We start from the raw sequence: 13,172 nt of genomic DNA, 5'->3' as shown, positions 1-13,172 counted from the left end.
CTGATTGCTGCGTAACGTCCCGGCAGCCACCTCGTCACCACCGCGCCGCACGCTCGTGTCATGGCGAGCACAGGTGAGGTGAAGCGGCGACTGCTGGTGGTCGGCAACGGCATGGCCGGCGCCCGCACGGTCGAGGAGATCCTCGCCCGCGGCGGCCGGGACATGTTCGACATCACGATGATCGGCGACGAGCCCTACGGCAACTACAACCGCATCATGCTCTCCCACGTGCTGGCAGGCGAGACCGCCGCGGACGGCGAGGAGATCGTCCTCAACTCGATGAGCTGGTACCGCGACAATGGGGTCGCGCTGTACGCCGGGGACCGCGCGGTCCGGCTGGACCGGTTCGCCAAGACCGTCACCTGCGAGTCCGAGCGGGTCGTCGACTACGACGTGCTGATCGTCGCGACCGGCTCGAACACCTTCTTCCCGAACATGGACGGCCTGCGCGAGGCGGACGGCAGGCTCGGCCGCGGCGTGTTCGGCTTCCGCACCATCGCCGACACCAACGGGATGCTGCAGCTCGCCCAGTCCAGGGACGGGGTGGCCGCGGTCGTGATCGGCGGCGGACTGCTCGGCCTCGAGGCCGCGTACGGCCTGCGCACCCAGGGATTGAGCGTCGACGTGGTGCACTCCCCCGGCCACCTGATGAACCAGCAGCTCGACGAGCGCGGCGGTCAGATGCTGCGCGCGAAGATCGAGGACCTCGGCGTCGGCGTGCACACCGCGACGCGCACCACCGCGGTGCTGCGGGACGACGCCGGGAACGTGACCGGGGTCGGGTTCACCGACGGCAGCACCCTGCCCGCCGACATGGTCGTCGTCACCGCCGGGATCCGCCCCAACACCGAATTGGCCCGCGCGGGCGGACTCGTCGTCGAACGCGGCATCGTCGTCGACGACCAGATGCGCTGCGAGGACGAGGGTTCGGTGTACGCGGTCGGCGAGTGCGCCCAGCACCGCGGCGAGCTGTACGGCCTCGTCGCCCCCGTGTGGGAGCAGGCCGTCGTGCTCGCCGAACACCTGACCGGATCGAATCCGGCGGCCGCGTACCAGGGTTCGACGTCGACGACGAAGCTGAAGGTCGCCGGGCTGGACGTCGCGGCAATGGGCGCAAAGGGTCCCGAGCAGGGCGGCGACGAGTTCGTCGAGTTCTACGATTCGCGCACCGGCGTCTACAAGAACGTCGTCGTCCGGGACGGCAGGCTGGTCGGCGCGACGCTGATGGGCGAGACCGGCAAGGCCGCGCTGCTCACCCAGGTGTTCGACGGCAAGGTGGACCTGCCCGAGGACCGGCTGTCGCTGCTGTTCGACCTTGCGGGCGAGGCCGCCGCCGCCTCGGCCGCGGACCTGCCGGACGACACCCAGGTGTGCAACTGCAACGGCGTCACCAAGGGCGACCTCGTCGCCTGCGTGCACGGCGGCGCGCAGACGCTGGCCGAGGTGTGCGCGAAGACCCGAGCGGGCAAGGGCTGCGGCTCCTGCAAGTCCCTCGTCGCGGACATCGTCACCTGCGCCGCAGGCGGTGCGCTGGCCGCCGATCCGGCCGCCGACTGGTACGTGCCGTGCATCCCGATGACCAAGGCGGAGCTGATCGCCGCGATCCGCGAGCGCGACCTGCGCGCCGTCTCGCAGGTGTTCGCCGCGCTCGCCGAGGGCGGCACCGAGGTGGCGGCGGCGAAGATGCCGCTCGCGTCGCTGCTCCGCACGATCTGGGGTCCGGACTGGGTGGACGAGCGCGGCGCCCTGTTCATCAACGACCGCGTGCACGCGAACATCCAGCGGGACGGCACCTTCTCGGTGGTCCCGCAGATGAAGGGCGGCGTTACCACCCCGGATCAGCTGCGCCGCATCGCGGACGTCGCCGACAGGTACCACGTGCCGCTGGTGAAGGTGACCGGCGGCCAGCGCATCGACCTGCTCGGCATCAAGAAGGAAGACCTGCCGAAGGTGTGGGGCGAGCTGGACATGCCGTCCGGCTACGCATACGGCAAGAGCATGCGGACCGTGAAAACGTGTGTCGGCAGCGACTTCTGCCGCTACGGACTCGGCGACTCGACGAACCTCGGCATCGCGCTCGAGGAACGACTCCAGGGGCTGGAGACCCCCGCCAAGCTCAAGCTCGCCGTCGCCGGCTGTCCCCGGAACTGCTCGGAGGCGCTGTGCAAGGACTTCGGCGTCGTTGCCGTCGGGGACGGCCGCTGGGAGATCTACGTCGGCGGCGCCGCGGGTGCACACATCCGCAAGGGCGACCTGCTGGCCACCGTCGACTCCGGGCAGGCGGTGATCGACCTGGCGGGCCGGTTCGTCCAGCACTACCGCGAGGACGCGAAGTGGCTCGAACGCACCTACGACTGGGTGCCGCGGGTCGGCCTGGAGCGGTTGCAGGCGTTGCTGGTTCGAGACGAGGAGGGCATCGTGGCCGGACTGGACGAGAGGCTGGCGACCGCGGTCGCCGGGTACCGCGACCCGTGGCGCGAGCGCAGCGCACCGAAGTCGCCCGCGCAGTTCACGCCGGCGCTGCCGCTGCTGCCGCTGCCGCAGGTGCCGGTCCGATGACCGCGCTCACCAGCGGCATCGCGGTCGGGCAGGTGTCGGACCTGACGCCCGGCGAGGGCCGCACCTACGTCGTCGACGGGCGTCAGGTCGCGGTGTTCCGCCTAGCGGACGGCACCGTGCGCGCAACGGACGCGGTGTGCCCGCACCGGGCGGGCCCCCTCGCCGACGGGCAGATCGACGGCGAGCAGGTGGTGTGCCCGCTGCACCAGTACGGCTTCCGATTCGACACCGGCGCCTGCAGCAGCGATGACGTCCCCGCCGTCCGGGTGTACCCCGCGGAAATCCGAGACGGCGTCGTGGTCGTCGAACTCTGACCCGCCCGGTCCCCCACCCCTTCTCCGGGAGTTCCCTAATGTCACATCGGGTCACGTGACGACACCCAATGTGACATTAGGGAACCCGCTCGGCAGCTACTCGAGAGGTTTCCATGTCCCAGAACACCGGCAAGCTGGACGCAGACGCGCTGCTCCGGTTCGGTAGGCACTTCCAGCGCGGGGAGGCCTCCTCCGACCTGCGCACCCTGCACCAGGTCGGCGGCCGCACCTCCGACGACTTCTACCGCGACCGCATGTCCTACGACAAGGTGGTCCGCTCGACGCACGGCGTGAACTGCACCGGGTCCTGCTCGTGGAAGATCTACGTCAAGGACGGCGTCATTACCTGGGAGGCGCAGCAGACCGACTACCCGTCGATCGGCCCCGACAAGCCCGAGTACGAGCCGCGGGGCTGCCCGCGCGGGGCGTCGTTCTCCTGGTACACGTACTCGCCGTCGCGGGTCCGCTACCCGTACGTGCGTGGGGTGCTGCTGGAGATGTACCGCGAGGCGAAGGCCCGGCTGAAGGATCCGGTATTGGCCTGGGCGGACATCGCCGACGATCCGGAGAAGTCGACGACGTACAAGGCGGCCCGCGGGAAGGGCGGGCTGGTGCGCGCCGAGTGGTGGGAGGCCGCGGAGATCGTCGCCGCCGCGCACGTGCACACCATCAAGCGGTACGGGCCGGACCGGGTAGCGGGGTTCTCGCCGATCCCGGCGATGTCGATGGTCAGCCACGCGATCGGCGCCCGGTTCATCTCGCTGCTCGGCGGGGCGATGCTCTCCTTCTACGACTGGTACGCCGACCTGCCGGAGGCCTCCCCGCAGGTGTTCGGCGACCAGACCGACGTCCCCGAATCGGCGGACTGGTTCGACGCCGGCTACCTGATCATGTGGGGCTCGAACGTCCCCGTCACCCGAACCCCGGACGCGCACTACATGACCGAGGCCCGGTACCGCGGGCAGAAGGTCGTCGTGGTCTCCCCCGACTACGCCGACAACACCAAGTTCGCCGACCAGTGGCTGCCCGCGCGACCGGGCACCGACGGGGCGCTGGCAATGGCGATGGGGCACGTCATCCTGCGGGAGTTCTTCGTCGACAAGCAGGTTCCCCGGTTCGTCGAGTATGTCAAGCAGTACACCGACCTGCCGTACCTGATCGCCCTCGACCCCCGCGGCGACGGCTACGTGCCCGGAAAGTTCCTCACCGCAGCCGATCTCGGCGACACCGGAGAGGGTGCGCTGCACCAGACGGTGCTGCTCGACTCGGCGACCGGGCGGCCGGTCGTGCCGAACGGGTCACTCGGCGACCGGTTCACCGAGTCCGGGAAGGGCAGGTGGAATCTCGACCTCCAGGGCGTGGACCCGCAGCTCAGCCTGTACGGGTCCCCGGACACCGTGGCGGTCGACCTACCCCGCTACGACACCGCGAGCCCCGGCGTGCTGCGGCGCGGTGTCCCGGTGTGCACGGTCGCCGGACGCCTCGTGACGACCGTGTTCGACCTGATGCTCGCCCAGTACGGCGTGCACCGGGACGACCTGCCCGGCACCTGGCCGACCGGCTACGACGACGCCGACGAGCCGTACACCCCGGCCTGGCAGGAGGGCATCACCGGCGTCCCCGCGGCCTCGGCGGCGCGGGTGGCCCGCGAGTTCGCCGACAACGCCGACCGCTCCGGCGGCCGGTCGATGATCCTGATGGGCGCGGGCACCAACCACTGGTTCCACTCCGACCAGATCTACCGATCCTTCCTGACGTTGACGCTGCTCACCGGCTGCCAGGGCGTCAACGGCGGCGGCTGGGCGCACTACGTCGGGCAGGAGAAGTGCCGCCCGGTGACCGGCTGGGCGACACTGGCATTCGGTTCCGACTGGGTGCGGCCCGCGCGGCAGATGCAGGGCACCATCTTCTGGTACCTGGCCACCGACCAGTGGCGGTACGACCCGTTCACCTCCGAGGCGATGGCGTCGCCGCTCGCCGACGGCGCGTTCGCGGGCCGCACCGCCGCCGACAACATCGCGCTCGCGTCGCGGCTCGGCTGGATGCCGACCTACCCCACCTTCAACCGGAACCCCCTCGACCTCGCGGACGAGGCGGAGCGGCTCGGCAAGGACGCCGCCGAGCACGTCGTCGACGGATTGAAGACGGGGCACCTGCAGTTCGCGGTCGAGGATCCGGATGCGCCGGAGAACTTCCCCCGCACCCTGATCGTGTGGCGCTCGAACCTGCTCGGCTCGTCCGCGAAGGGCAACGAGTACTTCCTGCAGCACCTGCTCGGCGCCGGCTCCAACCTGCGCGCCTCGGACTCGACCGGCGTGCACCCGGAGGAGCTGGTGTGGCGGGACGAGGCCCCGAACGGGAAGCTGGACCTGCTCACCACCCTCGACTTCCGGATGACCAGCACCACGCTGTTCTCGGACGTGGTGCTGCCCGCGGCAACCTGGTACGAGAAGCACGACCTGTCCTCGACCGACATGCACCCGTTCGTCCACGCCTTCTCGCCGGCCATCTCGCCGCCGTGGGAGACGAAAACGGACTTCGAGGCGTTCCACCGGATTGCCCGCGGCTTCAGCTGGCTCGCCGAGAAGCACCTGGGCACCCGCCGCGACATTGTCGCGATGCCGCTGCTGCACGACACCGCCGATGCGACCGCCCAGCCCGGCGGCACGGTCCTGGACTGGAAACGCGGTGAATGCGAACCGATCCCGGGCAAGACGATGCCGAAGCTGGTGGTGGTCGAACGCGACTACACCACGATCGCGGAGAAGATGGCCGCGCTCGGCCCGCTGGTGGAGGAACTCGGCCTGACCACCAAGGGCGTCACCACCTTCCCCACCGAGGAGGTCGAGTACCTGCGCGCCGTCAACGGGACCGCGGTGTCCGGGGTCGCTGCCGGGCGACCGTCACTGGCCAAGGACCGGCACGCCGCCGAGGCCATCCTGTCGCTGTCCGGCACCACCAACGGCAGGCTCGCCACCCAGGGCTTCGAGCACCTGCAGGAACGCACCGGAACGCAGCTGGTGGACCTGGCCGCGGAGAACGAGGGCACCCGGATCCGGTTCTCCGACACCCAGGCCCGCCCGGTGCCGGTCATCACGTCACCGGAGTGGTCGGGCAGCGAGACCGGCGGGCGCCGCTACTCGCCGTTCACGATCAACACCGAACGGCTCAAGCCGTGGCACACCCTGACCGGCAGGCAGCACTTCTACCTCGACCACGACTGGATGGCCGAACTCGGTGAGCAGCTGCCGATCTTCCGGCCGCCGCTGGACATGACCGCACTCTTCTCCGAGCCGGCGGTCGGCGAGACCCACGGCAATGGGGTCGGCGGCACGGTCACCGTCCGCTACCTGACCCCGCATTCGAAGTGGTCGATTCACTCCGCGTACCAGGACAACCTGCACATGCTGACCCTCTCCCGCGGCGGGCAGACGATCTGGATGTCGGACGTGGACGCCGCGAAGATCGGTGTCGCGGACAACGACTGGATCGAGGCAACCAACCGCAACGGCATCGTCGTCGCCCGCGCGATCGTCAGCCACCGGATGCCCGAGGGCACCGTGTTCATGTACCACGCGCAGGACCGGGCCGTGGACGTCCCGCGGACCGAACGCACCGGCAAGCGCGGCGGCATCCACAACGCGCTGACCCGCGTGATGATCAAGCCGTCCCACCTGATCGGCGGCTACGCGCAGCAGTCCTTCGCCCTGAACTACCACGGCCCCACCGGAAACCAGCGCGACGAGGTCACCACGATCCGCCGCCGCGACCAGGAAGTGACGTACTGACATGCCGAGCGGAGCCTGCGGAGTGAGCAAATCATGAGGGTCATGGCACAGATGGCGATGGTGATGAACCTCGACAAGTGCATCGGCTGCCACACCTGCAGCGTCACCTGCAAGCAGGCGTGGACCAACCGCGGCGGCGTCGAGTACGCGTGGTTCAACAACGTCGAAACCCGCCCCGGGCAGGGCTATCCGCGGCGGTACCAGGACCAGGAGCAGTGGAAGGGCGGCTGGACGCTGAACAAGCGCGGCAAGCTGACCCTCAAGTCCGGGTCGCGGTTCAAGCGGCTCCTTGGCATCTTCGCGAACCCGGACCTGCCGACCGTCGAGGACTACTACGAGCCGTGGACCTACGACTACGACAACCTGCTCGCGTCGCCGCCGTCGGACACCGTCCCGGTGGCCCGGCCGAAGTCGCTGCTCACCGGCGAGGACACCAAGGTCACCTGGGGCGCGAACTGGGACGACGACCTCGGCTCCGGGCCGGAGCAGGTGGGCCGGGATCCGCTGCTGGCCAGGGTGTCCGACAAGGTCAAGCTCGAGTTCGAGCAGACGTTCATGTTCTACCTGCCGCGGATCTGCGAGCACTGCCTGAACCCGGCGTGCGCGGCGTCGTGCCCGTCGGGTGCGATCTACAAGCGGTCCGAGGACGGCATCGTGCTCGTCGACCAGGACAAGTGCCGGGGCTGGCGGCAGTGCGTCACCGGCTGCCCCTACAAGAAGATCTACTTCAACCACAAGACCGGCAAGGCCGAGAAGTGCACGTTCTGCTACCCGCGGATCGAGGTCGGCATCCCGACCATCTGCTCGGAGACGTGCGTCGGCAGGCTCCGCTACATCGGCGTGATGCTGTACGACGCCGACGCGGTCCTCGAGGCGGCGTCGGTCACCGACGAGAAGGACCTCTATCCGTCGCAGCTGGGGGTGTTCCTCAACCCGCACGATCCGCGGGTGGTCGCCGAGGCCGAACGGGCAGGCATCTCCGCCGAGTTCATTGAGGCCGCCCAAAACTCGCCGGTCTACAAGCTGATCGTCGACTACCAGGTGGCGCTGCCGCTGCACCCGGAATACCGCACCATGCCGATGGTCTGGTACATCCCGCCGCTGTCGCCGATGGTCGAGGCGCTCTCGGACACCGGGCACGACGGCGAGGAGGCCGACAACCTGTTCGGCGCCATCGACTCGCTGCGCATCCCCGTCGAGTACCTGGCGGAACTGTTCACCGCCGGTGAGGTCGGGCCGGTGCGGGCGTCGCTGCAACGCCTCGCCGCGATGCGCGCGCACATGCGGCAGGTGAACCTCGGCGAGGCACTCAAGCCGGAGGTCGCGGCCGCGGTCCGGCTGACACCGGACGAGCTGACCGCGATGTACCGGCTGCTCGCGCTCGCGAAATACGAGGACCGGTACGTGATCCCGACCGGCGCAGGCTCGGACGCGCACCGACTCGACGCGCTCGCCACCGGCTGCAGCCTCGACGACGACGGCGGCCCGGGCATGGGCGGACCGAGCGCAGGCGGGCCTGGCATGACCGCGTTCGACGTGGTTGCCGACAAGTTCCACCTCGTCGGGGAGGACACCAACACGGCGGCGCCGGAGAACAAGGAACGCCGGATCAACCTGCTGAACTGGGACGGCCGCAGCACCGACGGACTCGTCCCCGCCGGAACTAGGCAGGAGTCCTGATGGCGGGCATCGGACTGCTCCGTGGGCGGCGCACGCGTGCGGCCGTCGGGGAACTCACCGAAACGCAGCAGCGTCTGGTCTGGCGGATCGCCGCGCTCGTCCTGGACTACCCGCACCCGTCGACGCTGGACCTGCTCGACGATCTCCGGTCCGCGGCGGAGCAGATCCCGGCGCCCGCCGGGCCGAGCCTGCTGTCCTGCATCGACCACCTGCGCGGGCAGGAACCGATCGCGCTCGCCGCCCGCTACGTCGAGACGTTCGACCTGCGCCGCCGGTCGAGCCTGCACCTGTCGTACTACGCCTACGGCGACACCCGCGGGCGCGGAATGGCGCTGCTGCGCTTCAAGACCGCGTATCGCAACGCGGGCCTCGAGCTCGGCGACCACGAGCTGCCCGACTTCCTGCCGGTGGTCCTCGAGTTCGCCGCCACCACCGACCCGGCCCGCGGCCGGCGGCTGCTGATCACCCATCGCGCGGTGCTCGAGGTGCTGCGGCTGTCCCTGCGGGACGGCGACTCCCCCTACGCGGCCGTGCTGGACGCGCTGTGCGCGACGCTGCCCGGCCTGGATACGGAGGACCGCGCCCAGGTGGTGAAGCTGGCGGCGGAGGGCCCGCCCGAGGACGCCGTCGGCCTCGACACCTATGCCCTGGATCCCTCGCTGCATCCGCCGGTCGGCGCCGAACCTCAGTTCCTCGACATCCCGCAGATCGGAGTTCCCCGGTGAGCACCCTGCTCTGGCTGACCCTCCCGTACATCGCGCTGACCTCGTTCGTGGTCGGGCATGTGTGGCGGTACCGCAAGGACCAGTTCGGCTGGACCACCCGCTCGTCGCAGATGTACGAGTCGCGGCTGCTGCGCCTCGGCAGCCCGCTGTTCCACTTCGGGATCCTGGCGGTGCTCGCTGGCCATGTCGGCGGTGTGCTGATCCCCGCGAGTTGGACACGCGCGGTCGGCATCTCCGACCACGCGTACCACCTGATGGCCGTCGGCCTCGGCGTCCCCGCCGGGCTCGCGACCGTCGCGGGGCTGTCGATCCTCGTCTACCGCAGGATCGCGGTGCCGAGCGTCCGGAAGGCGAGCAGCACCAGCGACAGGATCATGTATGTGCTGTTCGTCGCGGTGATCGCGACCGGCATGGTCAACACGCTCGGCGAAAACCTGATCCTCGGCAGCTACGACTACCGGTCAACGGTATCGCCGTGGTTCCGCAGCCTGTTCTCGCTGCAGCCGATGCCGGAGCTGATGGTCGGGGTGCCGTTGAGTTTCCAACTGCACGGGCTGACGGTGCTTGCCCTGCTCGCGATCTGGCCGTACACCCGCCTCGTGCACGTGTTCAGCGCGCCGCTCGGCTACCTGGGCCGGCCGTATGTGGTGTACCGCAGCAAGGACCCGAAGCGCCCGGGCGGCAACCGCTACGACCGGGCCTGGGAGACGGCGAACCGGACGCGCGCGTGAAGTTCGGTGCGACGGGGATGCGCAGGCGATAGAGTCCATCCCGAACTGCAGTGCGTCAGGACACACTCTCCTCAACGAGCGGACGGGCCACCTCATGAAGCTGCCTGCTGTTACTCCCCGACGACACCCCACTCCCCGCCGTCACCGCGGTCGCATCGCCTCCGGCGCGATGGCGCTGGCGGTGACCGGCCTGCTGCTCGGTTCCGGCACCGCGGCCGCCGAGGTCGACAATGTCAGCTCGATGATGTCCGGGGCGGGCCAGAACATCGAGGTGCTCCAGGGCGACACCCGGTTCACCTCGGTGCCGCCGCTCGACGGGTCCCCGCTGTCGCGGGAGTTCTTCCACAGCGGATACGCCGGGGTCAACATCACCGGGCCCGGCGCGGACGCCCTCGAGGGCAGCCTGCTCACCGTCGGCTACCAGATCGGCTACCCGATCGCGCTGGCGGGCGCCACCATCGGCCTCAACACCCCCGCCCTCGGTTTCGTCACCGGAAGCGACTTCAACATCGGCTTCGCCGACCTGCTTGGCGAGCCGATCATCGGGATCGACTTCGGCGGCGGCACCGACCTCGTCGGCGACATCATCCCGTCCCAGTCCCTCGACATCGACCTCGAGCCCGGCGGGATCACGGACGTGCCGATCCTGCTGGACAAGCCGTTCGACGGCGCCAGCGCACTGGTCCGGATGTCCGGGGTGCACGGGTCCGTCGCCGGCGCCATCGGCGCGGTGTCGATCCGGCCCTACGCCCGCGTGCAGTTGGCGAGCGGCGACATCGTGGTCACCTACGGGGTCCCGTTCCAGGTCTGACGCCAACGGCAGCACCACGACCGTGCCCGGGGCGATTGCCCCGGGCACGGTTGTCCGTCCTCACAGCGACTGCCGGTAGCCGTAGTACTCGTGGTCCTCGTTGTAGCCGCCGTGCCCGCCGCCCACATCGGAGAAGCGGGTGACGAACTCGATGCCGCGGATCCACTTGACGTGCTTGAACCCGTGTTGCACCTCGTTGCGCAGCCGCAGCGGGGCACCGTGCCCGTAGGTCAGCGGGGCATCGTTCATGTTGTAGGCGAGCATCGTCAGGTGGTGGCTCATCTGGTCGATCGCGTGCGCGTCGTAGTAGGTGCCGCCGTTCGCCCCCTCTGCCAGCGAGTAGAACACCACCCACCGCGCCTCGGGCAGCGGCGTGACCAGGTCGAGGATCGTCTGCATCGACACGCCGCCCCATTTCGCGACACCCGACCAGCCCTGGATGCAGAAGTGCTGGGTGATCTGCTCGTGGTACGGCAGCGCACGCAGATCCGCCAGCGACAGCTCAACGGGATGATCGACGAGCCCGTGGATCCGGAGCCGGTAGTCCGCGAAATCGGTGTCGTACAGGTGCCGGTACTCGGCGCTGTCCGGGTAGGTGCCGTTGTGCCACAGGTACGGGGAGATGTCCTGTTCGGTCAGCGCGCCCGGCCGGGCGTCGGCGTGCTCAAACAGCCGCTGCGCGGGCCCGATCAGGGCGTACCCGACCCGCTGCACGATCCGCGGGTGCCGCAGCGTGACCGGGGTGGCCGCGACCCAGCCGAGCAGCACGATCACCAGGGCGACGGAGAACACCCCGAAGCCGACCCAGCTGTCGTCGTCGCGGGCGCCGAACATGTGGTTGAGGTTGCGCAGCACCCCGGTGGTCACCACGAAGGTGACATGGATCGTGATGAACAGCAGGAACCAGACCAGCACCAGGAAGTGCACCGAGCGCGCCACCTGAATGTTGACCACGTTGCTGATCCGGGTGAACCGGGTCGACAGCGCGGGCGACATGCACAGCCCGGACAGCACCGCGAGCGGTGCCGCGACGAACACGGTCAGGAAGTAGGTGAGCAGTTGCAGGCTGTTGTACGCGACCCATCCGTTGGTGTCGGGCCAGTTCAGCGACAGGTATTCGATGGTGACGGTGACGGCGTTGGGGAACACCTCCCAGCTCGTCGGCACCAGGTGCCGCCACTGGCCGGTGGTGAACAGCAGCACGTAGAAGACGAGCCCGTTGACCAGCCACAGTACGTCCACCCCGAGGTGCCACCAGCGGGCGAGGCCGATGGTGTGCCGGACCCCGGGCAGCCCGACCTGGGCGGGCAGCCCCACCGAGTCGTCCTTGGCCGTCCACAGCGGATCGTCGGGCACCGGCTTCTGCACCCGGAACCATTCCCGTCCCGGGGTGCTGCCGCGGGTCCAGTACAGCCGCGGATGGTCGACGAGGATCTGCAGCCCGGACCGGATGATGAACATCATCATGAAGAGATTGAAGAAGTGCAGCACCCCGACCCAGGCCGGGATCCCCGGATCGGCCGCCGACTCCGGCGGCACATGAGTGCCGGGGTGCCGGGTCATGAACGCCTGCACCGAGGCGTTGTCGTACAACCCCTTCGCGACCGCGACCGCGACGAGCAGGACGATGAATCCGAGTGGAAGTAACCACAGCAGGTTGAACCAGGTGCCGCGTCCGAGCCGCACCCGCGGGGCGAGCGCTCGGGTGTTCGACAGTCCACCGGCCCAGGTGTCGAGATTCAGCGCATCCTCGCCGGGCTGCAGGTCGGTTCGATAGGCGGCGACCGCGGTGTCGGGTCGCCCGGACCGAGTGGAAGTGGTTGACCTGTCTGGGTTATGTCCTTCGACATTCCCCATACCCGGATGCTACGCCTGACCCGCGGATCGGTCATTCGTCGTCGATCTCGTCCCGATCGCCTGCCGACACGTCAAAGACTCCGTCGATCGCGGCGAGCCGATCGGCGAGCCGAACCGGATCGCCGCGGCCCTCCACGTCCATGACGAGGCGTACGAAACCCGCGTCGCCCGAGTGGGTGGTATCGATGTGGGTCACGGAGAAGCCCATCTCGGTCGCCGTCTTGAGAACCTGACGCAGCAGTCCACGGCCGTCGAGGTAGCGCAGCCGGATCGGCTCCCGGGGCGATCGGATTCCCGGGATTCTCTGCAGAATCGGTGGATACAGGTACATCACGACGAAGTAGCCCGCGCTGGAGGACGTCGCCGAACCCGAACTTGCTGATCAGCACGAACAACGCCGATCCCGTTCCCACGATCGCGTACGTCCGCACACCCGCGCTCTTGTGGCGGACCTCGCGCTCGAACCCGATCGCGGAGCACAACACGAGTGCATAGCCGAGCGCAAGAAGCTGCGGCCAGCCCTGCCCGGTTGTCTGTCCCCACCACTGCACGTCCACCGGCTTCCCATTGTGCTCCGGTCCGGCGGCGCCGGTCGGGGTTCCCGGGGTTCGGACCGCCCGCACGGCCGGGGCTGCTCGATGGACCGCCCCTGCTCCCCTACCCTGTCACGGTGACCGATTCCGCCCCAGCGACCGCTCCCGACGCCT

General features: G+C 69.2%; 9 protein-coding genes and 1 pseudogene. 7 read left to right on the top strand and 3 right to left on the bottom strand.

Annotation, left to right across the window (positions count from 1 at the left end; all coding sequences use genetic code 11):
- Positions 1-60 precede the first annotated feature (60 nt).
- From nirB to ACFWQG_RS08040, 7 genes are all read left to right on the top strand, one after another.
- A complete protein-coding gene (gene nirB / locus ACFWQG_RS08070; protein WP_378507079.1) occupies positions 61-2,559 on the top strand; it encodes a nitrite reductase large subunit NirB in 2,499 nt (832 codons plus the stop codon).
- Positions 2,556-2,873, top strand: a complete 318-nt coding sequence (gene nirD, locus ACFWQG_RS08065) for a nitrite reductase small subunit NirD (protein ID WP_378507078.1) — start codon at positions 2,556-2,558, stop codon at positions 2,871-2,873. The genes nirB and nirD overlap by 4 nt, the downstream gene beginning before the upstream one ends.
- Before the next feature lie 113 nt (positions 2,874-2,986).
- Positions 2,987-6,661 carry a nitrate reductase subunit alpha gene (locus tag ACFWQG_RS08060; protein WP_378507077.1) on the top strand — a complete coding sequence of 1,225 codons (3,675 nt, stop codon included), beginning with the start codon at positions 2,987-2,989 and terminating at the stop codon, positions 6,659-6,661.
- Positions 6,662-6,703: 42 nt separating this feature from the next.
- Positions 6,704-8,341 (top strand): nitrate reductase subunit beta, encoded by a 1,638-nt coding sequence (gene narH, locus ACFWQG_RS08055; RefSeq protein WP_378507275.1) that lies wholly within the window; start codon positions 6,704-6,706, stop codon positions 8,339-8,341.
- The gene (gene narJ / locus ACFWQG_RS08050; protein WP_378507076.1) at positions 8,341-9,066 is read left to right on the top strand and encodes a nitrate reductase molybdenum cofactor assembly chaperone; all 726 of its coding nucleotides are present in this window, start codon (positions 8,341-8,343) and stop codon (positions 9,064-9,066) included. The genes narH and narJ overlap by 1 nt, the downstream gene beginning before the upstream one ends.
- Positions 9,063-9,797, top strand: coding sequence for a respiratory nitrate reductase subunit gamma (gene narI, locus ACFWQG_RS08045; protein ID WP_378507075.1), 735 nt, complete (start codon positions 9,063-9,065; stop codon positions 9,795-9,797). Before narJ ends, narI begins: the two co-directional genes overlap by 4 nt.
- Positions 9,798-9,966: 169 nt before the next feature.
- Positions 9,967-10,608 carry an MspA family porin gene (locus ACFWQG_RS08040; protein ID WP_378507074.1) on the top strand — a complete coding sequence of 214 codons (642 nt, stop codon included), beginning with the start codon at positions 9,967-9,969 and terminating at the stop codon, positions 10,606-10,608.
- 60 nt (positions 10,609-10,668) lie between these two features.
- Here ACFWQG_RS08040 and ACFWQG_RS08035 read toward each other — a convergent pair whose 3' ends face one another.
- The 3 genes and pseudogenes from ACFWQG_RS08035 to ACFWQG_RS08025 form a co-directional block, all read right to left on the bottom strand.
- A complete protein-coding gene (locus ACFWQG_RS08035; protein ID WP_378507073.1) occupies positions 10,669-12,465 on the bottom strand; it encodes a molybdopterin-dependent oxidoreductase in 1,797 nt (598 codons plus the stop codon).
- 31 nt (positions 12,466-12,496) lie between these two features.
- Positions 12,497-12,796: a hypothetical protein gene (locus tag ACFWQG_RS08030; RefSeq protein ID WP_378507289.1), complete on the bottom strand. Its 300-nt coding sequence runs from the start codon at positions 12,794-12,796 to the stop codon at positions 12,497-12,499.
- Between the two features lie 43 nt (positions 12,797-12,839).
- Positions 12,840-13,016, bottom strand: a pseudogene (locus ACFWQG_RS08025) (MgtC/SapB family protein); the annotation flags it as partial.
- Positions 13,017-13,172: the final 156 nt, after the last annotated feature.

Origin of the sequence: Rhodococcus sp. NPDC058532 (genome assembly GCF_042719255.1) — a bacterium.
GTDB lineage: Bacteria > Actinomycetota > Actinomycetes > Mycobacteriales > Mycobacteriaceae > Rhodococcus_G.
This window is presented reverse-complemented; position numbering and strand designations above follow the sequence as displayed.